At 57.7% G+C, this 23,531-nt stretch carries 22 protein-coding genes; 12 read left to right on the forward strand and 10 right to left on the reverse strand.

What is annotated here, in order from left to right; genetic code table 11:
* The first annotated feature begins 140 nt into the window (after nt 1–140).
* Together BN1139_RS17820 and BN1139_RS17825 are read left to right on the forward strand one after the other, a co-directional pair.
* On the forward strand, nt 141–590 hold the full coding sequence (locus tag BN1139_RS17820) for a YaiI/YqxD family protein (RefSeq protein WP_005354923.1): 450 nt from the start codon (nt 141–143) through the stop codon (nt 588–590).
* A gap of 125 nt (nt 591–715) precedes the next feature.
* Nucleotides 716–1,216 carry a metal-dependent hydrolase gene (locus BN1139_RS17825; RefSeq protein ID WP_041202821.1) on the forward strand — a complete coding sequence of 167 codons (501 nt, stop codon included), beginning with the start codon at nt 716–718 and terminating at the stop codon, nt 1,214–1,216.
* Between the two features lie 64 nt (nt 1,217–1,280).
* Here the strand turns inward: BN1139_RS17825 and BN1139_RS17830 are convergent, their stop codons facing one another.
* Nucleotides 1,281–2,486: a NupC/NupG family nucleoside CNT transporter gene (locus BN1139_RS17830; RefSeq protein WP_005354925.1), complete on the reverse strand. Its 1,206-nt coding sequence runs from the start codon at nt 2,484–2,486 to the stop codon at nt 1,281–1,283.
* Nucleotides 2,487–3,028: 542 nt separating this feature from the next.
* Here BN1139_RS17830 and dbpA point away from each other — a divergent pair.
* Complete coding sequence (dbpA, locus tag BN1139_RS17835; protein WP_005354926.1) at nt 3,029–4,408, forward strand: ATP-dependent RNA helicase DbpA; 1,380 nt, start codon at nt 3,029–3,031, stop codon at nt 4,406–4,408.
* Between the two features lie 89 nt (nt 4,409–4,497).
* On the forward strand, nt 4,498–4,788 hold the full coding sequence (locus BN1139_RS17840; protein WP_005341481.1) for a YkgJ family cysteine cluster protein: 291 nt from the start codon (nt 4,498–4,500) through the stop codon (nt 4,786–4,788).
* Nucleotides 4,789–4,814: 26 nt separating this feature from the next.
* Here BN1139_RS17840 and BN1139_RS17845 read toward each other — a convergent pair whose 3' ends face one another.
* Nucleotides 4,815–5,222, reverse strand: a complete 408-nt coding sequence (locus tag BN1139_RS17845) for a hypothetical protein (RefSeq protein ID WP_005354927.1) — start codon at nt 5,220–5,222, stop codon at nt 4,815–4,817.
* Nucleotides 5,223–5,490: 268 nt separating this feature from the next.
* Here BN1139_RS17845 and BN1139_RS17850 point away from each other — a divergent pair, with 268 nt between their 5' ends.
* The gene (locus BN1139_RS17850; RefSeq protein ID WP_005354928.1) at nt 5,491–6,885 is read left to right on the forward strand and encodes a PepSY-associated TM helix domain-containing protein; all 1,395 of its coding nucleotides are present in this window, start codon (nt 5,491–5,493) and stop codon (nt 6,883–6,885) included.
* 80 nt (nt 6,886–6,965) lie between these two features.
* Here the strand turns inward: BN1139_RS17850 and BN1139_RS17855 are convergent, their stop codons facing one another.
* Both BN1139_RS17855 and BN1139_RS17860 read right to left on the reverse strand, forming a co-directional pair.
* On the reverse strand, nt 6,966–7,181 hold the full coding sequence (locus tag BN1139_RS17855) for a DUF6500 family protein (RefSeq protein WP_005354929.1): 216 nt from the start codon (nt 7,179–7,181) through the stop codon (nt 6,966–6,968).
* A 106-nt stretch (nt 7,182–7,287) separates the two neighbouring features.
* Nucleotides 7,288–8,193: a 1,4-dihydroxy-2-naphthoate polyprenyltransferase gene (locus tag BN1139_RS17860; protein ID WP_005354930.1), complete on the reverse strand. Its 906-nt coding sequence runs from the start codon at nt 8,191–8,193 to the stop codon at nt 7,288–7,290.
* A 208-nt stretch (nt 8,194–8,401) separates the two neighbouring features.
* Between BN1139_RS17860 and BN1139_RS17865 the strand changes: the two genes are divergently transcribed.
* The 7 genes from BN1139_RS17865 to BN1139_RS17895 all read left to right on the forward strand — a co-directional run bounded on the left by BN1139_RS17865 (nt 8,402) and on the right by BN1139_RS17895 (nt 16,985).
* The gene (locus BN1139_RS17865; RefSeq protein ID WP_005354931.1) at nt 8,402–9,724 is read left to right on the forward strand and encodes an isochorismate synthase; all 1,323 of its coding nucleotides are present in this window, start codon (nt 8,402–8,404) and stop codon (nt 9,722–9,724) included.
* 32 nt (nt 9,725–9,756) lie between these two features.
* Nucleotides 9,757–11,514 (forward strand): 2-succinyl-5-enolpyruvyl-6-hydroxy-3-cyclohexene-1-carboxylic-acid synthase, encoded by a 1,758-nt coding sequence (gene menD / locus BN1139_RS17870; RefSeq protein WP_005354932.1) that lies wholly within the window; start codon nt 9,757–9,759, stop codon nt 11,512–11,514.
* Nucleotides 11,474–12,271 carry a 2-succinyl-6-hydroxy-2,4-cyclohexadiene-1-carboxylate synthase gene (menH, locus tag BN1139_RS17875; protein ID WP_005354933.1) on the forward strand — a complete coding sequence of 266 codons (798 nt, stop codon included), beginning with the start codon at nt 11,474–11,476 and terminating at the stop codon, nt 12,269–12,271. Before menD ends, menH begins: the two co-directional genes overlap by 41 nt.
* On the forward strand, nt 12,264–13,124 hold the full coding sequence (gene menB, locus BN1139_RS17880; protein ID WP_005354934.1) for a 1,4-dihydroxy-2-naphthoyl-CoA synthase: 861 nt from the start codon (nt 12,264–12,266) through the stop codon (nt 13,122–13,124). The genes menH and menB overlap by 8 nt, the downstream gene beginning before the upstream one ends.
* The gene (gene menC, locus BN1139_RS17885) at nt 13,124–14,053 is read left to right on the forward strand and encodes an o-succinylbenzoate synthase (protein ID WP_005354935.1); all 930 of its coding nucleotides are present in this window, start codon (nt 13,124–13,126) and stop codon (nt 14,051–14,053) included. Before menB ends, menC begins: the two co-directional genes overlap by 1 nt.
* On the forward strand, nt 14,046–15,449 hold the full coding sequence (gene menE / locus BN1139_RS17890; protein WP_005354937.1) for an o-succinylbenzoate--CoA ligase: 1,404 nt from the start codon (nt 14,046–14,048) through the stop codon (nt 15,447–15,449). Before menC ends, menE begins: the two co-directional genes overlap by 8 nt.
* Nucleotides 15,450–15,749: 300 nt before the next feature.
* A complete protein-coding gene (locus BN1139_RS17895) occupies nt 15,750–16,985 on the forward strand; it encodes a winged helix-turn-helix domain-containing protein (RefSeq protein WP_005354938.1) in 1,236 nt (411 codons plus the stop codon).
* Between the two features lie 2 nt (nt 16,986–16,987).
* Here the strand turns inward: BN1139_RS17895 and BN1139_RS17900 are convergent, their stop codons facing one another.
* From BN1139_RS17900 to BN1139_RS17925, 6 genes are all read right to left on the reverse strand, one after another.
* Nucleotides 16,988–17,539, reverse strand: coding sequence for a fimbrial protein (locus tag BN1139_RS17900; RefSeq protein WP_005354939.1), 552 nt, complete (start codon nt 17,537–17,539; stop codon nt 16,988–16,990).
* 11 nt (nt 17,540–17,550) lie between these two features.
* Complete coding sequence (locus tag BN1139_RS17905) at nt 17,551–18,579, reverse strand: fimbrial protein (protein WP_005354940.1); 1,029 nt, start codon at nt 18,577–18,579, stop codon at nt 17,551–17,553.
* A 5-nt stretch (nt 18,580–18,584) separates the two neighbouring features.
* Nucleotides 18,585–19,316 carry a fimbrial biogenesis chaperone gene (locus BN1139_RS17910; RefSeq protein ID WP_005354941.1) on the reverse strand — a complete coding sequence of 244 codons (732 nt, stop codon included), beginning with the start codon at nt 19,314–19,316 and terminating at the stop codon, nt 18,585–18,587.
* Between the two features lie 10 nt (nt 19,317–19,326).
* Nucleotides 19,327–21,861 (reverse strand): fimbria/pilus outer membrane usher protein, encoded by a 2,535-nt coding sequence (locus tag BN1139_RS17915; protein ID WP_005354942.1) that lies wholly within the window; start codon nt 21,859–21,861, stop codon nt 19,327–19,329.
* A 67-nt stretch (nt 21,862–21,928) separates the two neighbouring features.
* Nucleotides 21,929–22,318, reverse strand: a complete 390-nt coding sequence (locus BN1139_RS17920; RefSeq protein WP_005354943.1) for a hypothetical protein — start codon at nt 22,316–22,318, stop codon at nt 21,929–21,931.
* Nucleotides 22,319–22,417: 99 nt separating this feature from the next.
* Complete coding sequence (locus tag BN1139_RS17925) at nt 22,418–22,960, reverse strand: fimbrial protein (RefSeq protein ID WP_005354944.1); 543 nt, start codon at nt 22,958–22,960, stop codon at nt 22,418–22,420.
* Nucleotides 22,961–23,531: the final 571 nt, after the last annotated feature.

Here is a 23,531-nt window from a genome sequence, read left to right on the forward strand (position 1 = left end):
CTCGTCTCCTTCTCGTTTCATGTGCTGGCCCCAGCTTACACCAAAGGCGGGGCCGACTCAGCCCCGCGCCTGGAAGGGGAGGCCTGTGTTAACATGGCCGCTCTCGTTTTCCATCCGCTTTCACTACAGGAAACCATGCCATGCCCATCTGGGTTGATGCCGATGCCTGCCCCATTCCGGTCAAGGAGATCCTCTACCGCGCCGCCCACCGCGCCCAGGTCGTCACCACCCTGGTGGCCAATCAGGGGTTGCGGGTGCCCCCCTCGCCCTTCATCAAAACCCAGCAGGTGGAAAAGGGATTCGATGTGGCAGATCATGTCATCGCCCAGCAGGTTCAGCCCGGCGATCTGGTGATCACCGGTGATATCCCCCTCGCCTCCTGGGTGATCGATGCTGGCGGCGAGGCACTCAATCCCCGCGGCGAGACCTACACCCGCGAGACCATCAAGGCGCGGCTCGGCATGCGCAACTTTATGGAAGAGCTGCGCTCGGCCGGCGTGCAGACCGGCGGCCCGGCCCCCTTCAATGCTGCCGACAAACAGCGCTTCGCCAACGCCCTCGACAAGTGGCTGGTCAAAGGCAAGCTGTAAAGAGACCCTAAAGGCGCCCTGTCTGGGCGCTTTTTCGCCGTAACATCCTGATTTTTAAAATAAGAGCTGACCACCACCGTCAGGCTGGTAAGATGCGCCGCCATCTTGTCCACGCCGTAATCATCATGACCGCCCAAGGGCACCTGCTCTTCTCCGTTACCTGTACCCTGATTGCCCACAAACTGCAGCTGACGCCGGCCCTGGCCGATGCCAGCCTGTGGCAGAGCATCCCGATCGCGCTGGCCAGCGCCCTGCTGCCGGATCTCGACCACCCCAAATCACTGCTGGGGCAGCAACTGCCGTGGATCTCCAAGCCCCTGTCGCGCCTCTTTGGCCATCGCGGCTTCACCCACAGTCTGCTGGCGGTCGCCGCCGCTGTCTGGGGGCTGAACCAGAGCCTGCCGCCGGACACCCTGCCCATGGGGGTCAAGGATGCGCTGATCGTCGGCTACCTCAGCCATCTGCTGGGGGACTGGCTCACCCCGGCGGGCATTCCGCTCTTCTGGCCCATCAAGCGCCGTTACCGCCTGCCGGGCTGGCCGCTGCGCAGCGGCGGCGCCATCGAAACCGGCTTTTGCACTCTCACCCTGCTGGTCGCCGGCTGGTGGTGCGGCTGGCGCCTGTAGGCCAGAAACGAAAAAGCCCCTGACGAGGTCAGGGGCCCAAGCAGTGGTGCGAACCACTAGAGGATCAGATCATGATGCCTGCGATAACAGCAGAGAGCAGGCTGACCAGAGTAGAACCGTAGACCAGCTTCAGGCCAAAGCGGGAAACCATGTTGCCCTTCTCTTCGTTCAGCGCTTTTACCGCACCGGCGATGATGCCGATGGAGCTGAAGTTGGCGAAGGAGACCATGAAGATGGAGAGGATGCCGACGGTGCGCGGAGAGAGCTCGGCAGCCACCTTGCCCAGATCCATCATCGCCACGAACTCGTTGGTCACCAGCTTGGTCGCCATAATGGAGCCCGCTTGCAGCGCTTCACCACTCGGGATACCCAGGATCCAGGCGACTGGGTAGAAGAGGTAACCCATGACGAACTGGAAGTTCACGCCAAATGCCATCTCGAACAGGTAGTTGATGAGGGCGATCAGAGCGATGAAGCCCACCAGCATGGCACCCACGATCACGGCAACGGTGAAACCGGCCATGATGTACTCGCCCAGCATCTCGAAGAAGTTCTCTTTCTTCGGGGTGTGGTGCTCGTCACCTTCGGCAATGGCCTTGATGTCGGTCACGGAGTTATCCGGCTCGTAGGGGTTGATCAGCGACAGCACGACGAAGGTACTGAACATGTTGAGCACCAGCGCGGCAACCACGTAGCGCGGCTCGATCAGCTGCATGTAGGCACCGACGATGGACATGGAGACGGTAGACATGGCCGTCGCCGCCAGGGTGTACATCTGCTTCTCGTTCAGGTGCGGCAGGATGTTCTTGAGGGCGATGAAGTTCTCGGACTGGCCGACGATCATCGAGCTGATGGCGTTGAAAGACTCCAGCTTGCCCATGCCGTTGATCTTGGCCAGCACGGTACCGATACCGCGGATCACCAGCGGCAGCAGGCGGATGTACTGCAGAATACCGATCAGCACGGAGATGAAGACGATGGGCATCAGCACCATCAGGAAGAAGGAGAAGGCCCCTTCGTTGACCAGACCACCGAACACGAAGTCGGTACCCTGTTTGGCAAACTCCATCAACTTGGTGAAGCCGGCCGCGAAGCCACCCACCACCGCCAGACCCACTTCGGAGTTCAGCATGAACCAGGCCAGCGCCAGTTCGACCACCAGCAGTTGGCCGATATAACGCAGCTTGATCTGTTTCCAGTTGTGGCGGTTAGCCAGCAGAGAGAGAGCGAGGACCATCACCAGTCCGAGCACAAAGTGAACGTATTCCATACCTGTAGCACCTGAGTAAATTGTAATTTTTGACCGGCGCCATCATAGACATTTGCACATTTAAAAATCAGATAGCCATCACAATCCCGCGCAATATTATGGAGGCAGGATAATACAAACGTTTTTAAATTAATTGTGCAATGAACTGATATTAATCGCGCAACACAGATAACATAAATCCTTTTAAAACATAATGTTGAATAGTGGTGGCGCCGTTTTCATATTCTTTGAAAATATTTAATCAGCATTTTCGCAACATTCCCTGTGGCGCAGTAACTGTTCGTGGAATATTTCAAAATCATTATATTAAAATACCGAAAATAGAAAACGTTTATCCATGATAAATAATTAGATGAGTGTTTGAAAAATAGTCCTTATCGCATTGTCGGTGATCGTCCGCGATCGGTTTGGCAACAAATGAACCTTTCATGGCCCCTCGTGGCCAGCCGTTCAAAAATCCGCCACATCCGGTGCCACATTCTGGTATGATGCGCGGCCTTAGCGCTCGCGCATCCCCGTTTTCTCCGAAATAGAGTCCTTTTGTGAACAACAGCGAATTTAGCAGCCTCAATCTCTCCCCCGCCCTGCAAGAGAACCTCACCAGCCTGGGTTACCTGCAGATGACCCCGATCCAGGCCCAGAGCCTGCCCCTGGTGCTCGATGGCAAAGACCTGATCGCCAAGGCAAAAACCGGCAGCGGCAAGACCGCCGCCTTCGGCCTCGGCCTGCTGGCCAAGCTCAACGTCAACCGCCTCGAAGTGCAGGCGCTGGTGCTCTGCCCGACCCGCGAACTGGCGGATCAGGTGGCTCAGGAGATCCGTCGTCTGGCGCGCGCCCTGCCCAACGTCAAGCTGGTGACCCTGTGCGGCGGCACCCCGACCGCACCGCAGTCCGCCACCCTGAGCTTTGGTGCCCACATCGCCGTCGGCACCCCGGGTCGCATTCTCAAACATCTGGAGCAAGGCACGCTGGAGCTCTCCGGCCTCAAGACGCTGGTGCTGGACGAAGCGGATCGCATGCTGGACATGGGCTTTGGCGAAGATATCAACCGGGTCATCAGCTATGCCCCCGAGCGCCGCCAGACCCTGCTCTTCTCCGCGACCTATCCGGAAGGGATCGCCCAGATGAGCCGCGGCGTGCAGCGCAATCCGGTCGAGGTGAGCGTGGAGTCCCTGCACGAGGGGAGCGCCATCGAACAGAAGCTCTACGAAGTGCCTGCCGGTCAGCGCCTCGACGCCCTCACCTGGCTGCTGAGTCACTACCAGCCAAGCTCCTGCGTGGTGTTCTGCAACACCAAGCGCGCCTGTAACGACGTGGCCGACCATCTGGCCGCCAAGGGCTTCTCGGCGCTGGCGCTGAATGGCGATCTGGAACAGCGCGAGCGGGATCAGGTGCTGGTGCGTTTTGCCAACGGCAGCGCCACCATTCTGGTGGCCACCGACGTGGCGGCCCGCGGCCTCGACATCAAGGAGCTGGGCGCCGTCATCAACTACGAGCTGACCTATGATCCGGAAGTGCACGTGCACCGCATCGGTCGTACCGGTCGTGCCGGCCAGCAGGGTCTGGCCCTGAGCCTCTATCAGCCGAACGAGGCCCAGCGCGTCAACTTTATCGAAGAGTACCAGCAGGCCCCGATGCCGCTGGGAGATCTCGACAGCATCGGCCGCGACATCAAGCCGATCGCCCCGCAGATGGTGACCCTCTCCATCGATGCAGGCCGCAAGACCAAGGTGCGGGCCGGTGACATTCTGGGCGCCCTGACCGGTGAAGGCGGCATTGCCGGCGCCGATGTGGGCAAGATCCAGATCTCCGAGCAGTACTCCTACGTCGCGGTGAAGCGCAGCGTGGCGAGCGCCGCCCTCAAGCGGTTGCAGGAAGGCAAGATCAAGGGTCGCAGCTACCGCGCCCGCAAACTGGGCTAAGGTTTTTTGCAAGCCATTAGCCAGACCACAGGCGCCTGACAGGCGCCTGTTTCATATCTCCGATGCCGCCATGCGGCAAGACAGGCACCATGACCCAAGCAATCCAAACCGATGTGAGCTGCCAGAACTGCGAAGCCTGCTGCTGCCGCCTCGAAGTGATGCTCTTTACCGATACCGGCGTGCCGGACCGTTATGTACTGGAACGGGATGGCGAGATACCGGTTATGCGCCGGCTGGACGATGGCTGGTGCGCCGCCCTCGACCGCAACACCATGATGTGCCGTATCTACGAGGTACGACCGCTGATCTGCCGCGAATTCGAGATGGGTGAACCCGACTGCGTTGACGAACGGGACAAGTGGTTTATCAAGCTGGATTGAGCCAAGGCCAGTCAGGATAAGGGTGGTCAAGCGCTCGCAGGTTCACAGGGAGCTGTGTTGAGCTGCTCCCCCAGCCACTGGATCGCCGCTGCCTCTTGCTCGAAGTAACGTACTGCCCGAAAGGGTAATCCCGTGAAGATATTATCCGCCAGATAGCGCTTGAAGCCCCCCACGAAGACCACCGCCAGAAACTGACAGCCACTCTCGGCACACCAGCCAAACTGGCGACGAAAACGGGCCAGCACCTCGGGCCCGGCCGCTTCAAACTCGGTCGCGACCTCGACAATCCCCCAGGGGCCATCCATCAATCCGGCCAGTTCGTGACGAAAGCGCGCCTCATAGGCCATGGCACCTGCCAGATTGAAAGGGCCACTCGGGCGGCAGATCAGCATCTGGCCCCTGCGCTCCATGTCAAATTGCCCATGTGGCTGCATGACTGCTCCCATTCCGTTACCACCACCATCGCCTGCAAATTGTTACAACAAGGTAATAATTTATAAGGAAAAGTCCAGCAGCAAACAGGCTTTCCCCAAAGCGTGATCATCCTATCCAGCAAACCGTCTGCACCTCATGTTACCGACATCCCGCACCGAATCGATCTCAAGATGTGCGATTGCAGTTAACGAAACGTTACTGCTATTATCCGCGCCGCCACAAACATTCCACCTGCCGAAAGGTTTGGCACCTCAACAAGGATGTGCAATGAAAAACAGGGACTCGAGTCATTACCAACGGATCTGGCGCTGGCACTTCTACGCCGGTCTCTTTGTCGCCCCTTTCCTGATCCTGCTGTCACTGACCGGGATCGTCTATCTGTTCAAACCCCAGCTCGACAACCTGATGTACCCCGAGCTGATGAAGGTCGCTACCGCCAGCCAGACCCTGAGTGCCGACCAACTGCTGGCCAAGGCGATGATGACCATGCCCGATGCCAGCCTGCGTAAATACCTGCCGCCTGCAGCTCCCGATCTGAGCGCTCAGTTCATCGTCAATCAGGGGGATCGCGAACTGACCCTGTTCCTCGATCCCGCCAGCAGCGCCCTGCTCAGCACCATGGATAACAAGTGGAATCTGCAGGCGGTGGCTCGCTCCCTGCACGCCGACCTGCTGCTCGGCACCACAGGGGATCGGCTGATCGAGCTGGCTGCAGGCTGGGGGCTGGTACTGCTCATCAGCGGCCTCTATCTCTGGTGGCCGCGCAAGGGGCCCGGCGTGGGCGGTATTCTCTGGCCCAGAGTCAGCCAGCGTGGCCGCCTCTGGTGGCGCGATCTGCACGCCGTTATCGGCTTCTGGGGCGCAGGTTTCCTGTTGCTGCTGCTCTTGAGTGGCATGACCTGGACCGGTTTCTGGGGCGATCAGTTTGCCGCAGTCTGGAACCGCTTCCCCGCCGCCATGTGGAACGAGGTGCCCAAATCGGCGCCGCTGGCCCGCACCCTGAATCAGGCCCACGAGCAGACGGTTCCCTGGGCGGTGGAGAACACCCCCATGCCCAGCTCGCAGCCAGTTGATGAGGGGCACGATCACGGTGCCATGAACCACGGCGAGCACGAGGGAGTGGTGATGGCAAGCCAGCGGATCCCGCTGCAACGGGTGGTCGAGATCGCCCATGAGCGGGGAGTCCAACCGGGTTACAGCATTACCCCGCCGGTCGGCGCCACCGGTGTCTATACCATCGCGATCTTTGCCGATGATCCGCGCAACGATGCCACCCTGCATATCGATCAATACAGTGGCAAGGTGCTGGCCGATGTGCGCTGGCAGGATTACGGCCCGGTCGCCAAAACGGTGGAGAGTGGCGTCATGCTGCACATGGGCAAGCTCTACGGCTGGCCCCACCAGCTCGCCATGCTGCTTATCTGCCTGATGGTGCTGGCCAGCGCCGTGAGTGGTCTGTGGATCTGGTGGTGCCGCCGTCCGCAGGGCCGTCTCGCCGCGCCGCCGCTGCCTGCCAAACTCCCGTCGATGCGCGGTGCCATCGCCCTGCTGATCCTGCTGGGGATCGCCTTCCCGCTGGTGGGGGCCTCCATGGTTGCCATCTGGCTGCTGGATACCCTGCTCTTCTCCCGCCGCCCCCTCAAGGTGGCGCGCGCCAGCTAGTCGATAGCATCATCCACCAACAGAGAGGGCTCCCGCTTGGGAGCCCTCTCTGTTTCATTGCGTTTCATTGCAACCGACTTTCACTCCTGCTCGACCAGCAGGAGAATTTTCTTGGCCTTCTCGAAGTGATCGAGCTTGTGGGTCTGGATCCACCAGGTCGCTGCCTCCATCAGCAAATCGGGATCGTCATTGCGATTGGCAAAGAAGGCATAAAAGGAGAGCCCGACCGTCTCCCCCTTCCGGGCGATTTTTTGCTGGCATACCTGAATGATTTTCTGTTTGAGTGATGCACGCATGGCAGTCTTCCTGTCTGACTGATTCAGTACCAACGCGTCGCATCGGCACACAAAAAGGGCTCCCGCCTCGGGAGCCCTTTTCACATAACAACAAGCCGGTCGTTCATCAGGAGAACGCCAACCCGATGGAGAGCAGCAGGCTGAACAGAAACGCGCTGATGGCGGTCTTCTTGAGGGAACCGGTCAGCACCTCGCCATCGTAGCTTTCGCGAAGGGTCTTGGCCGCATCGCTAAGAGGCTTCATGGCGGGCAGAAAGATCCACGGCCAGAAACTGGCGGGCTGGATCAGGATAAAGACGATGGTTGCCAGCAGCGCCGCCCCCAGCAACACCCAGTGATAGGCGATGGCGCGGTTGCGGCCAAGGCGCACCGCCAGGGTGATCTTGCCGCTGGCGGCGTCGGTCTCGATGTCGCGCACATTGTTGATATTGAGCACGGCGGTCGCCAGCAGACCACAGGCGGTGGCAGGCAGCAGCAGCTCCCACTCCAGCGTCTTGGTAAAGAGGTAGTAGGAGCCGAGCACCCCGAGCAGGCCGAAGAATAAGAACACCGAGATATCGCCAAACCCGCGATAGCCGTAAGGGGTCTTGCCCACGGTATAGGTCACCGCCGCGACGATGGCCGCGCCACCCAGCACCACAAATGCCAAAATCTGCAGCCACTGGCCGCCGAAGGCACAGCCCAGCAGCAGCAGGCCACTGGCCACCGCCGCCAGCGCAGTCAGCCCCATCGCCACGCACATCTGCTTTTTGGTGATAAGACCGGAGACCACCGCCCGCTGCGGGCCGATCCGTTCACCGTTATCGGCGCCGGAGACCGCATCGCCGTAATCGTTGGCCAGATTGGAGAGGATCTGCAGCAAGATGGCGGTCAGCAGAGAGAGCGCCATGATGGTGCCATCGAAGGCACCACGACTGGCAGCCAGCCCCGAGCCCAGCAGGATGGAAGAGCAGGCGAGCGGCAATGTTCGCAAACGCGCCGCCAGCAACCAAACAGAGAAGGTATTTGTCATTTTGTGATGGCCAAACAATCGGATATTGATCGTGTTAAGGGTTATCGAACCGGATTTGGGTATACTTGGCCCCGGAGAGTGAAGCTCCCGCGGGCGATTTACATGGACGAATGGGCAGATAATATATAGGAAATCATCGCCCTTTGGCATAAACCTACGGCATCCAGCTACCGGATCGCTCGTTACTACCCGGCTCAGAAAAGAATCCATGTTGGCTCAGACCCATATCAAGCAACAACTGGACGCCCTGCGTCACAGCAACGTCAGCGGCTTCGTACGGTTGCGAGTGGCAATCGAAATCCGCTCCTTTCTGGGCTGGCTCGCGGCGCAAACCCTCTATCCCCGCATCTACTGGCAGGCCCGTGGAGAGGCTCGTCCCGAGTATGTCGCGCTGGGCGCCATCCATGAACTGACCGAGCCGCACGCCATCAAGCAGGTGTGCACTAACACAGCCAACCAGCATCATGACAACAGCCCTCGCTACTATGGTGGACTGGCGTTCGATCCGGCCCAGTCCGGCTGGCAAGGGTTTGGCCCCTGCCGTTTCGTGCTGCCCCGCATCGAGCTGGTGCGCCGTGGCGAGTGCGTCAGTCTCTGCCTCAACCTCTGGCTGGATGAAAACAATCTCGAGGCCGAACTGCAGGCGGCCGAAGCCGCCCTCGACGCCCTGCGCCCGGAAGCCCCGCTGCCCGCCCTGCAAAAGCAGCCCTGGCAGCGACAGGATTGCCCCGGCCCCGCCCAGTGGCAGACCCTAGTGGAACGCGTCACCGCCCCCGATTTTCAGGCCCACACTCCCAAGGTGGTGCTGTCGCGGGAAAGCCTGCTGACCAGTCCGAACCATGATGCGGATATCAATCCCTGGGCCATGCTCGACCAGTGGGCCCGCCACGCTCAGGACTGCTTCCACTTCGGTTTTCAATTCTCCCCCGAGCAGGCTTTTATCGCCTGCTCTCCCGAGCGGCTCTACCGCCGGGAAGATCGCCACCTCTTTACCGAGGCGCTGGCGGGCACCATTCGCCGCTCCGGCGATGAAGAGGTGGATGCCCAACTGGCCGCCGAGCTGCTGGCCGACAGCAAGAACCGGCTGGAGAACCGGCTGGTACATGCCGACATCCTCAGCCGACTGGCGCCACTGACCCACGATGCCACCCTGACCGAGCCACGCATTCTGAAACTGCGGCTGCTGCAACACCTCAAGTGCGATATTGAGGCCGAGCTCAAGCTCGGCGTCTGCGACTGGCAGTTGCTCGATGCCCTTCATCCGACTCCTGCGGTGGGCGGTGCCCCGCGCGAGGCGGCGCTCGCCTTTATCCGCGAGTTCGAGCCCTACGATCGGGGCTGGTACGCCGGTGCCTGCGGCATGCTGAGTAGGGAGACCTCCGAGTTCTCGGTCGCCATTCGCAGCGCCCGCATTCAGCCGGGCAGCGTCACCCTGTTTGCCGGTGCCGGCATTGTCGCCGGTTCCGAGCCTGTCGCCGAGTGGGCCGAGCTCGACAACAAGATCGCCAATGTGCTCTCCCTGCTGGGATAGTCATTCACCCTTTTCACGCTACGAGAGCCCCTATGCCCACCCGTAAAGAGCCTGCCAGCGAAGAGTTTGCCTGCCCCCCGTTTTCGAGCCAGCACGCCACCTTCAACCACGTCTGGTCCTCCCTCTTGCTGGAGGAGCTCTTTCGCCTCGGGGTGCGCGACATCGCGCTGGCCCCCGGCTCCCGCTCCGCGCCGCTGACCATGGCCGCCGCGGCCCATCAGGGCTTTCGTCGTCACTTGCACTTTGACGAGCGCGGCCTCGGCTTTATGGCGCTCGGGCTGGCCAAGGGGAGCAACCGGCCGGTGGCGGTGATCATGACCTCGGGCACCGCGGTAGCCAACCTCTGGCCCGCAGTGGCTGAGGCCCAGCTCACCGGCGTGCCGCTGATTATTCTCTCCGCCGATCGTCCTCACGAGCTTATCGACAACGGCGCCAATCAGGCGATCGACCAGCAGGGGATCTTCGGCCGCTACCCCGTCTATCAACAGAACCTGCCGAGCCCCACCCCGACCATTCCGGCGGCGTTTGTGCTGAGCTCGGTAGATCAGGCGCTGGCCAAACAGGCGCTCACTCCCGGAGTGGTGCACTTCAACTGCATGTACCCCGAGCCCCTCTACCCGGGCGAGCACTATCAGGATTTCTCCGACTATCTGGCCCCCCTCGGTGACTGGCTCGGCTCGCACAAGCCCTGGAGCCCGTGGCAGCAAAGCGCGCCGAGCTGCCCCCCTCAGGCGGAGTGGGAAACCTTTCGGCAACAGCGCGGCATTATTGTCGCCGGCAGGATCACTGACCCCGAACAGGCACAGGTGGTCGCCGCGCTGGCGGAACAACTTGGCTGGCCGCTGCTGGCGGATCTGCAGAGCCAGATCCGCTTCGATAGCCGCAACCTCATCCACATGGATATGGCGCTCAACGACCCTGAATTCGTCGCCGAACTGGGCCGCGCCGAGGTGCTGCTGCAATTTGGCGCACGGCTTGTCTCCAAGCGGCTCGGCCAGTTCATCAAACACCATTCATGGCAGGATTACTGGCTGGTGGATCCGCAACCGGCGCGGCTCGATCCCGATTACCGGCTGCGCAACCGGCTGCTCTGCAGCGCCAGCGCCTTTGCTGCGGCCCATCCGGTCACCACACAAGCCCCTTGGCACACATTGGCCGAGCTGCAACACAACGCCAGCCAACAGATCGCCGCCGCCTGCGAGCACTTCTCCGAGCTTGGGGTCTGCCATCGCCTCAACCGCCTGATTGAAGGCCAACTGTTTGTCGGCAACAGCATGCCAGCCCGACTGATGGATATGCTCGGCGAAACGGGCAAAGGGCCGAGCCGGGTGATGACCAACCGTGGCGCCTCCGGCATCGATGGCCTGATCGCCACCGCCTACGGGTTTGCCCAATCGATCGAGCAAGGCAGCAATGAGCCCACCACCCTGCTGCTTGGGGATCTCAGCGCCCTGCACGATCTCAACAGCCTCGCCCTGCTCAGCAAGGCGAGTCGACCGCTGGTGGTGATCCTGCTCAACAACGATGGCGGCAGCATCTTTCGTATGTTGCCGGTGCCCACCGAAGGGGAGCTGCTGGAGAGCTACTACCGGCTGCCCCACGGCCTCAGTTTTGAACATGCTGCCGCCATGTTTGGTCTCGCCTATCGGGCGCCGACCACCCTGGCCGAGTTCGAACGCGATTACCGCGCCGCCCTCCAACATGGCGTTACCTTGATCGAGATCCGGGTACCGAGCGAGCAGGTAGCCGATGATCTCAAGGCACTGGGGGCCGCCATCCGTGGCAAATAAAAATGCCCATGTGCCGCTGGTGATGCTGCACGGTCTGCTGGGGGATAGCGGCGACTGGCAACCGGTGATCGACCGGCTGCCAGCCATCCGCTGCATCGCCCTCGATCTGCCGGGTCACGGTCAGCATCGAGCTCTCACCGTCAGCAACTTTGAGCAGAGCCACCAGTGGCTGGTCGCCGAGCTGGCCAGCCGCAACATTGAACGCTATCTGCTGGCGGGTTATTCGCTGGGGGGGCGACTGGCCCTCTACCACGCCAGCCGCAAGCCCACCGGGCTGCGGGGGCTGCTGCTGGAGAACTGCAACCCGGGGTTACCGGCCTGTGAACGGGCCGCTCGCATCCAGCACGATGAACAGTGGGCGCGGCGCTTTGAGCAGGAACCACTGGCTGACGTGCTGGCAGACTGGTACCGGCAAGGGGTGTTTGCCGATCTTGACGATGCGGCCCGGGCCAGCCAGATCGCCCGCCGCCTTGGCAACGACGGTCAGGGCATCGCCACCATGCTACGTGCCACCTCGCTCGGCAAGCAGCCGGATCTCGCCCCCTGGCTCATGGCGAGCCAGCTGCCGGTCACCTGGGTGAGTGGCAAGCGGGATCACAAATTCCATCAGCTGGCTTGCCAGCTGGCGAACCAGGATCGCAGAATCAACCACTTGGTGCTGGATGGCGGCCATAATCTGCACGCCCATCAGCCTGATAACTTTGCCCGACTCCTCGCGGAGTGGGTCAACCAACAAGAAGAGACGAGTCATGATTGAAGCAATGACGGAAGCTGAACTGTATGCACCTGTTGAATGGCAAGATTGCTCCGCCGGTTACGAGGACATCCTCTATCACAAGTCCAACGATGGCATTGCCAAGATCACCATCAACCGTCCCCAGGTACGCAACGCCTTCCGCCCCCGCACCGTCAAAGAGATGCTGCAGGCGCTGGCCGATGCCCGTTATGACGATCAGATCGGCACCATCATCCTGACCGGTTTTGGCGAGAAAGCCTTCTGCGCCGGTGGCGACCAGAAGATCCGTGGCGACTACGGTGGATACCGTGATGACGAGGGGACTCACCACCTCAACGTGCTCGACTTCCAGCGCGACATCCGCACCTGCCCGAAACCTGTGGTTGCCATGGTAGCGGGCTACGCAGTCGGTGGCGGCCACGTGCTGCACATGATGTGTGACCTGACCATCGCCGCCGACAACGCCCAGTTTGGCCAGACCGGCCCGAAAGTGGGCTCCTTCGACGGCGGTTGGGGGGCTTCCTACATGGCTCGTATCGTCGGCCAGAAGAAGGCCCGCGAAATCTGGTTCCTCTGCCGCATGTACGATGCCCAGCAAGCCCTCGACATGGGTCTGGTCAACACTGTCGTGCCGCTGGCGGAACTGGAGCGAGAAACCGTGCGCTGGTGCCGTGAAATGCTGCAAAATAGCCCGATGGCGCTACGCTGCCTGAAAGCCGCCCTCAACGCTGACTGTGATGGTCAGGCGGGCTTGCAGGAGCTGGCGGGCAATGCCACCATGCTGTTCTACATGACCGAAGAGGGTCAGGAAGGCCGCAACGCCTTCAACGAAAAGCGTCGCCCCGACTTCTCCAAATACAAGCGGAACCCCTGATGACACTCGCCCTGTATCGCTATCAACTGCCTTTTACCCAGCCACTGACCTTTCACGGCAAGGTGGAGGTGGCGCGAGAGGGGCTGTTGGTGCGCATCAACGACGGCTGGGGGGAAATCGCCCCCCTGCCCGGCTTCTCGAAAGAGAGCCTGCAACAGGCAGAGGCAGAAGCCCTTGCCACGCTGGCGGCCCTGGCCGCAGGCGATACCCCGAACCCCGTGCTGCCGTCGGTGCAATTTGGCCTCGACTGCGCGCGCCGGACATGGCCCGAGCAGCGCAACCCGCTGCCGGAACCCTATCCCCTCATTCAAGGCTCCCCCCAGGAGCTGCTGCGCAACTGGAAAGAGTGGCTGCACCGCACGCCCGGCAAGGCCAAGCTGAAGGTGGCACGCTACCCGATGCGTGACGAGCTGGCGCTGATCCGCCTGCTGTGCGACCGCCTCCCCTCCCTCAAGCTGGTGCTGGATGCCAACCAGGGCTGGACTCGCGAGGAGGCGTGGACCTTCTGCGGCCACCTCGACCCGAATCGCATCGAGTATCTGGAAGACCCTTGCGCCGACTTTGCCGACATCGCCTTTGTCGCCAACCGCACCGGCATGCCGGTGGCGCTGGACGAACTGCTGGCACAAGGCAAGCCGTGGGAGCCGATCCCGCAACTGCGCGCGCTGGTGCTCAAGCCTACCCTGCTCGGTTCACTCGCCAACTGCGAAGCCCTGATCGCCCGCGCCCGCGAACTGCGGCTCAAGGTGATCATCTCCTCCTGCTTCGAATCGGATCTGGGCCTGAACCAGCTCTTTCATCTGGCGGGCGAATGGGCTCCCGAACAGGCGCCGGGTCTGGATACCCGCCGCTGGATGGCAGGCAACTTGCTGGGGGAAAATGGCAAGCCGGAACTGAGCCGACTGGAGCAACTGTATTACCGTGATTGACCCCTCCCGTTCACCCGAACAGACACCTTGCCCGGTACGCCACCGGGCAATCACAGCCCCGAACCGCATTGCCATCCACGCCGCCTCGCCCCTCAGTTACCGCCAGCTCGATGCCCGCCTCAACAGCCTGTGCCAACAGCTGGAACAAGCCGGAGTGCGTCGTGGCGCTCATCTGGCGGCGGTGGTGCGCGGTGCGCTGGAAGATGTGCTGCTGGCGTGGGCCTGCGTGCGCAGCGGCGTGGTGTTCTGCCCGCTCAACCCCGCCTTCCCCCTCGAAAAGCAGCGCGAGCTGGCGGTACAACTCGATGCCGATGCCTTCTGGTCGGCAGGGGAGATCCCGGCAGACAACTGGCAGCCCCTGCAGCTCGACTTCACGCGCAAACTGCCAGCAAGCGAGGAAACGTGGCCGCTGGAATCGACCCAACTCAACAATATGATCCTCACCTCCGGCTCCAGCGGTACGCCGAAAGCGGTGGTGCACCGGCTCTGCAACCACCTGGCCTCGGCGCGCGGCTCTGCCACCCTCATTCCCCTCGATGAGAAGTCCGGCTGGCTGCTCTCCCTGCCACTGTTCCATGTGGGCGGCTACGCCATCCTGTTTCGGGTCTTTCTGGCGGGCGCCACGCTGGTGCTGGATCAACGTGAACGCTCCCTCAAGGAGCGGCTGGAGTGCCAGCCCATCACTCACCTCTCGTTGGTACCAACCCAGCTCTGGCGCCTGCTGGCTGAGGGTTTTGATCCCGCCCGTACCCGCCTGCGCGAGCTGCTGCTCGGTGGCGCAGCCATCCCGCAACCGCTGGTGAAGCGCCTCTGCGCCATGGGGCTCGAACCCAAGGTGAGTTATGGTCTCTCCGAGATGGGGAGCCAGGTCTGCACCGCTATCCCCGGCGATGCAGGCATAGTTGGCAAACCGCTACCGGGACGGGAAGTGTGCATCAGGGAGCAGGAGATCTGCGTGCGCGGCGCCACCCTGTTTGCCGGTTACTACCGAGATGGCGAGCAGGAACTTCCCCTCGATGACGAAGGCTGGTTTCATACCCGCGACAAGGGGAGGTTCACTGCGGCAGGGGAGCTGCTGGTAGAGGGACGGCTCGATAACCTCTTTATCTCGGGTGGCGAAAACATCCAGCCCGAAACCATCGAGCAACGACTGGTAGATCATCCCGCTGTCGCCCAGGCGCTGGTGGTGCCGGTGCCGAGCGACGAGTGGGGGCAACGCCCCGCCGCCTTTATCGACTGGCACGGCGAGCCGGTGCCCTACCCCGAACTGGCCACCTGGATCCGCAGCACCCTGCCCGGCTTTATGGTGCCCGACCACTGGCTCCCCTGGCCCGATCTTGGCGGCAATCTCAAGCCACAGCGGAAACAATTTCAGAATATCATTAGGTCGCAATAATTATTCATGCGACAAAAAATGACGTCATGGAGCCATCCAAATACACATATGGCTCAAAATAAAATGCTGGTGGTATCAAAATCCTCCTCCTCAGTCTGAATAAGTGAGAACGATTACATAAACGGCCTTTTTTTGCACATTTTTTGAACCAAATTAATTGGCTGTAGTACCATACCCTCCACCATGCATTTAGTAGGAAAGCTAACCATATGATAATAAAAGAAATTGACGATTTATCATTATTTGAACAAAGACTGCGTGGTGGTAAAATGCTCTCCTTGGCAGTAAGACGAGTCACACATGAGTAACAGAATTTATAAAATTGCAGAGGATATCTTTTTCTCCGCTGCAATATTCCGAATCTCGAAAGGGGACAAGGACATCAAGCTCAGCAACAAGGAAGCCGAGCTACTCGAAATGCTGTGTGATGAGGCAGGCACTGTCATTCCAAGAAGCAAACTGCAGGATGCCTTGTGGCCAAATCAGGACAATACCGATACCAATTTGAACCGGCAGATACTCTCGTTGAGAAGAAAGCTGGAATCCTTCGGCTTGATGGATGCGATCGATACCATTCCACGGGTTGGCTATATGTTTTGTGCTCCGATTGAGCTCGCTGGGGAAAGTGAAGAGCCAGCACCAGCGGAAGAAATTCATGCGCCGACGCCTTCCCCTGCACCTCAAGCCAGGCGGCAATATACTCGCCGCAAATATGACCGATATTTCAGCCCAAAGCGTATTTTGCTGTTTGCATTGCTGCTGGTCTCGCTGACTTCACTAGCCCTCGTCATTTATAACTATGCGACAGCAAATACACTACGCACTATCAATTTAGGTCAGATTTCTCTCTATATGACCAGCGAGACAGAAAAAGCACTGAATGTGAAAATAGATTCACTGACGCCCTTGATAAAACCTGTTTCACGTAAAGCTGATGAGCAGATTTCAATTCTGGTTGGAAAAGAAGCCATCAGCTATTTTTCCATCAACAATAGTAGCAGAAAATTATCCGAAAATATCTTCCTGTTGCGTAGTGGTCACCCTGTGGCCGAAGAAGTTCAATGCGTTATCACAACCATGAACCAGCAGGGAAATAATGTTTCCAACAACTATTACAATAATCAAGAAACCACAGTCAGATATCACAGAGATTGTCAGGCACCAGACAACTGGGTAGAAATGACCAGAAAGAGCAAATATATTGTGACCATGAACAGAGAAATAGTAGTGGCCACCGTGATAGCCACTGACAATCAGGGAAAGACGCTGTTCAATCTGGATTCTGTTGGGGATCTGGAGCGGGATAATGGCGATATTTCGGTCGAGATAAAAAATACCATTGTCAATTTCATTGACCAGCAGGCGCTGACCAATAACGCTCTGGTCGCCACTCTGGTCGCGGCGCTAACACCCCCCAAACAAAAAGCCAAGTTCATTCAATTGCCCGGAGGTATTTACCTTTCCAGTTATCTAGGTGGCGTCATCACCTGGCCCAGCCATGGCAATACAAAAGTCATCCAGCGCAATGACTTCTGAGTTTATTCATAAGCAACGATGAAATTGGCGACGGCAGAATAGTCGCCAGGCTGGATGTTCTTGGCAGTCAATGCCGCCGGATGTCCTTCAACCCTGGCAAAAAATTGAAGCTCATTATCTGCCGCACCACCTAGCAGATAGCCGCGGGAGGCACTACCCAAATTCAGAGGTGATTGAGCCACGTCATACAGGCGGATGCCTGCCCCCTTGGCAATCCCAGCCGTGAATGCCAATCCGCCGCTTAGTTCGGTATCCTGCGAGCCAGTAAAGGTCACCTTGGCCATGCGGAAAATACCCGGCTTGCAATTGGTCAGACGAATGGAAAACGGCACTAGCTCCGCGACTCCGTTGGCATAGAGTTCCTTCACATCAACTACCCCCATCTCGACCTCCTGATCAAGGGATTCAGGGGAAACCACACAGGGCTGATCGATGATCCTGCCATGGAGATGGACCGTATTGCCAAGCAATTCCAGATCATTGCTGGCACGGGGGGCTGCCGTTACCCCCAACAACGGGTACAGCACCAAGCCTATCCACAATGTCCGTAGCATAAAACATCTCCTCATTGGAACTCGGCAACGATGGTGGCTGTCGCATAGAAATCGCCCGCCGGAATATCTGCACCTGTCGGGGTTACCGGTGCAGCGATAAAGCCCCAATCACCGATATTTCCCTGCATGGAAACCGGATAGAAGGTATTCAATTTCAGCTGAGAACCATCCAGCTGTTTGAATTTTATCCCTAAATCGGAAATAACATTTCCACCTTGATAGCCATCCCGAGTTGTCCGCAGATAGTCTTGACTGAAAGTGGTTGGTTTTCCAGAAATGCCAAGATTGATCTTCAAAGCATCCCCTTCGAAAACACCACCACGGCATTGAAATGTCAGAGGGACCGTCTTTTCAAAGTTATTTCCATCCAATCCCGAGCCCGGCAAATCACCAAACTCTACTTCAATAGTCTGCCCACCATTGATCACGCACTCTTCTGGTACATATAAAATTGCAGATGTAATCGTAATTCTAGACATTGGCAAACTATTAAAGTCTGTAGTTGTAGCCCCTAGACGACCATACATCTCTACAACTTGACGATCTGATATTTGCACGCCATTAATTATTTGTTTTTTCACGCGAAAAGTTACCTTTCCACGGCTACCGCTTTCGAAATTATTTATTCTTGTCTCTTTCCCTTTAGTACAAGAGTAATTTGGATAATCGTTACTTTCATTCGGAAATGGGGCTGTAACAAATTTTTTCTTCCAACCAGCTATCCAAATTTCGACTTTCATATCCAAAAAGTCATTTAGTTTTACAAAACCATCACCAACTTGAGGCAAGCCATCCGTCATTGTTGCTTTATAGTACACTGGAGATTGTGGAATGCTTCTATCTGGGCAGGTAACGATACCTGAGTATTGCCCTCCCAAATTCCACTCAAATGCCTTGGTAGTAAAACCAGGCCTGTTTTGAATGTCAGCCTTGTCCAACGATATATAGTAATCATGGGTTGGGTTAGGCGTCACATAGCCATTTGCCAATGCCGTTCCTGCCAACAGCATAAGACTTGAACAGAAGATGGAACGTAGCATAAGGCTTACTCGCTCTTCACGGCTTTACAGGCATTGCCTGCGCACTGGTATTTGATATCCATATATCCGCCGTAGTCATTGACATAGCTGATCACAAATTCGTTGCCCAGGGTTTCCGGGATAGTGACCGTCAGCTCTGACTTGGGAGAAACCATAAAGGCGGAGAAACCCTTGATAGTGGTCCGCTCCTTGCCCTGCGGATGACCTAGGCCCACGTAGGTGATGTAGTAAGGGGTCGGGTTGTTGACCTTGAGGGCTTTGCCCTGCTTGGTGATCAGCACCTGATCCTGCCAGACTGCCCCACGCTCGGGCAGAATGGCCTCGGGGCGGTAGAACAGCTTGATCTTGGACTGCACGGCAATCTGCATCACGTTGCTCTTCTCGCTCTTGGGCGGGATCTCGCGCAGGTTGAAGTAGTAGATGGACTCACGATCCTTGGGCAAGCTTTCGATGGCCGGCACACTGGCGATGCGCACGATGGACTTCTGGTTGGCATCCACACGCTGTACCGGCGGCAGCACCACGAAGGGAGAAGAGATCTTCTGGCCTTGGGCATCTTCAATCCAGGCCTGCGCCAGGTAAGGCAGCTTCTGGTTCTCGTTCTTGATGTTGAGGCTGATGGACTTGGCGCCGCCCGGATAAACGGCACGAGTACGATCCAGCACAATGGCGGCACTGACGTTGAGTGAGGTCATGCCAAGCGCAGCCAGACAGATATAAGAGAGCAGCTTTTTCATCGGTATCCCATTACTTGCAAGTGAGAGTCTTCATCGACAGATCGGTTACTTGTTGCGGCGCCACTATCTTGCACTGGCGGGCCCCGCCCCAGGAGAGTTCAAACGCTTCATTCGGTTTCACCCCGGTCAGATAGACCAGGCCATCTTCATCCACCACCGAGAGCACACGGCCGGAATCCTTGACGACGGTGGCACCAAACGGCGGCACTGAGCCATCGGGTAGTCTGACATTGGCCAGCAGCTTGAACCCTTCCGCAATTTCGAAAGCATTATACCCAATTGCGCCCTCGGTCAGGGTCCCCTGCTTGATGGCATTCATCGCATCGATGTCGTCGCTCAGCTGATCCACATCGACCCGGGTGTCGCTCTTGCGATAGTCGGTCATGTCGCTGATCACCGCGACGCCAAAGCGGTTGGTCACGGCGCGGCCATTGTTGAAAGAGACGCCGGAGGTATTATCGGTATCCACCATCATGCGGGTACCGCCACGACGAGTCGCCTGGTGCAGGGCTGCACCGTGCTGGGTCGCCGTCAGACCGCCACGCAGGCTGGCCCCGACCGAGGTGTATTCGCTCTGCACGCTGTAGGCATTGAGGCTGACCGCACCGATGTCGCTGTTGTGGTTGTAGTAACCCCGCGCCACGGCGTGACCATTGCTCTGCACGCCCGCTCCCAGCTGATAGGTATCATCCGGTCGACTGTAGTCTTGATAGGTGGCCAGGTGAGTCACCTTGCCGTTGGAGGACTGCACGCTGTATCCCGCGCTCTTTCTGTCCCCTATTGGCACACTGAGGGTCAACATGACGCTCTTGTCATCTTCGTAGTTCTCGGTCTTGGTCTTGTAGGCCGACACATAGACGGAAACATCCTTGAAGCTGCCGATGTTCACGTTCTTGTTGATAGTGAGGCCGTAGCGATCCTCGGCATCGTGTTCCCAGTAGGTTCTGTGGGTGTAGTCCAGATAAACAGTCAGCGCCTTGGCTGCATCCTCCGCCCAGAAGGTCTTGTTGGCGGTGATGGTGTAGAGCTCCTTGTCACCCCAGGTATTGTAATCATCGCTCGAGGTCGTAGTGTTGTTTTCCAACCGATCCTTGTTATTGAGAAACTGCGACATGGTCATGAAGTCATGTTGGGAGAAGCGATAACCCGCGAAGGTGATCGAGCTGTTGTATTCATCAAATTGCTTGGCGTAGTTCACCCGTACCGACTGGCCAATCTTGGTCGACAGGCCCGGCAACTTGGCGATGGACTGGGTCAGGTCGGCGGAAATAGCGCCGAAGGCATAGAGATCACGACCGATACCCAATCCCATGGAGTTGTATTCACCCGCAATCAGGCTGCCGCCGTACAGCGACCAGGAGTTCGCCACCCCCCAGGAGAAATCACCGGTCACAAAGGCAGGGCCGTGCACATCGTGCACCGAATCCGTCTGTTCGGAAGGCGCACCAACCGCCAGGTTGTATCGGACATAGCCAGGGCGAGTCAGGTAGGGAACGGTTGCCGTGTCTACCTGGAACGAATTGACACTGCCATCTTGCTCCTCTACCCGCACATCAAGGCGGCCGCGCACCGAGCTGTCCAGACCCTGGATGCGAAACGGGCCCGCCGGCACGTTGGTTTCATAGATGATCCGGCCGGACTGGGAGATAGTGACCTTGGCGTTGGTCTTGGCAATACCGCTCACTTCCGGCGCATAACCCTGCAGGCTAGGTGGCAGCATGCGCTCGTCATTGGCCAGGTTGACGCCGGTATAGCGGAAACCATCGATCAACTGGGAGTTGAGCTGCTGCTCACCCACTGTCAGCTTGGCGGCCATGTTCGGCAACGGACGATAGGCATAGATACGGTTCAACTCGGTCGATGTCCGCTCATTGTCGCCCCAGTAAGAGCTGGCCTGATAGTCACCCCGCAGACGCCAGGCGCCGTAGTTGAACCCCAGCGTACCATAGCTGCTGATGTTGTGATTGGAGTAACCATCGCCTTCGTTGACTTGGGCGTTAATGTTGTAATCAAGCATCATCCCCGGGATCCCTTCATCCCATTGCTCGGGCGGAATCCAGTTGGGATCGCTGTACTTCATCCACGCCTGAGGGATGGCAATGCGCAGCAAGCCGTTACCGATATCGTTCGAGACCACTACGCCGTCCAGCGCCAACAGGTTGGCACACTGGCCATCGTGCCAGGTATCGATCTTGGCGATGGCCTCGTCGGTCAGCGCCAGCTTGGGGATCACGTCTTGCGGCAGGCAGGCTACCCCACCCTTTCCCTTGCCAGTATCGCTCTCGTAGAAAGGGATTTTCTGCAGGGGCAGCTTGTTCTTGTTGACCTCGATCTCGAGGTAGTAGTCGCCGGGCAGGATGTAGCCTTCGTCGGCAAACTGGGAGAGGTCGATCTTGGTCCGCTCATCCAGATCGAGCGCATCAATATTAAACTCCGTTTCTGCCCATGCGTGATTTGCCACCGCCATCAGGCCGGACACGCATAGCATAAAAGCCATTTTTGAATAATGTTTTTTTCTCACAGAGTCTGATGTTGAAACGCTCATATTTTCACTCTAGGAATTGCATAAAGGTCTCACGTAATGAGGTATCTACACTAAGCAATTGGTTTGCTTACATATAATTGAGTTCTAACAGCGTCGTACTGTCCGGAAAAAACAGCTGACTGCTGATGAGCCCCAAATTGAATTCCAGATCACTGTTGACGATATCCGAGACAATAAAGCGCTCACCGGATACCTTGTGATATTGGCCGTTATTGAGAATGCCCAGCTCATCGCTCATGGCACCACGCACGGACATGGAAATAAAAGGCAGTGATGCCACCGTCGCCCCGTCAACCTGACAACCGCTGATTTTCAACGTGCCCGGTTGCTGAGCCTGCAGTGGAATGCTGCGCAGCACCTCCAGCGTACAACCCGATTCGGCTAGTCCATCCGTGAGTTCGTTGGCGTGGACTGATCCCGCCATCATCACCAGCTGCAGCACCATGGCCGCCATCATTGAAGTTTTCATGATTAGGGTTCGATGTGAGGAAACAGAATGTGTGAAGTTGTGGTGGCTCGCACCACCACAACCCTTGTCACACGTTAAGGCACTCTATTACTCGTAGGAGAGAGTAAAGTTGGTCACTGCAGTGAAAGCACCGGCTTTCAGCGGGTTGGTGTCTTGGCTTGCATAGCCTTTCAGCACGGCGCTAAAGGGCAACTCGTTGTCACCGTTGACCAGGCCGAAGGCGGCAGTCGGGGTACCCAATACGATCGGAGCACCGCCCGGAGCGGTCATCTTGATACCGGCACCCGCGGCGTCACCACCACCGATCACCAGCAGGCTGGAGTCTACCGGGTCTTTGGCACCACTGAAGGTCACCTTGACGGCATCTTCCTTGTCAGAGATTTCACAGTTCAGCAGCTTGATGCTGAACGGCTTGGAGCTGGACTCACCACCGTTGGCCAGCTCTTTGGTGCTGATCTGGCCCATTTCAACTACCTGGTCAACAGACTCAGGGGCTACAGAGCAAGGAGCGTTGATGATTTCACCGTTAAAAGTGACTTTACCGGAACCGGCACCACCAGCAGCAAAAGCGGAGCCGCACAGCAGCATGGAACCAACACCCATAGCAACCAGAATTTTATTAGCTTTCATTCGTTTATACCTACATTAACGTGTGTTGTACTGCATCACTCCAATCATGCTGGAGTCACGATATTAAGTGATGCCGCGATATACTGCACAGCAACTGTTGGCGTTCGCCTCTCATTAAGCCGATGAGAGGTCATGCCAATAATAAACTGTGCCTCTTCAGGTTTATTTAAATAAGCAAAAGCAACACACAGCATCAGGGGTAGTTCCCGCTACACCTCAACTGCACAACTACATACGTCCTTGTCGTCTGTGCAGAAAGCCGCATTCCGCTTTTGCTTGACGAACAAATTAACGACTCGTTTGATGCACATCAAATACATTTTGATTTGTATAAATTTTTTTATAAACAAAATAAAAACAATGACTTAAACCAACAATGAAACATAAAGCGATATCATGAAATAAATAAAGTTCATATAAAGGACATCTATTGCAATATTGTCAGACTGTGAATTCAAAGTCGCACACAAAATTTCAACAAGAACACAACAAAGATAATCTATCTATTTTTGACAATAGTTATCAACCACTTCATAAATCGCCCCCTAAAGAGGTAATCAGGTAATCAGGT

Origin of the sequence: Aeromonas veronii bv. veronii, from assembly GCF_000820225.1 — a bacterium.
Classification (GTDB): domain Bacteria; phylum Pseudomonadota; class Gammaproteobacteria; order Enterobacterales; family Aeromonadaceae; genus Aeromonas; species Aeromonas veronii.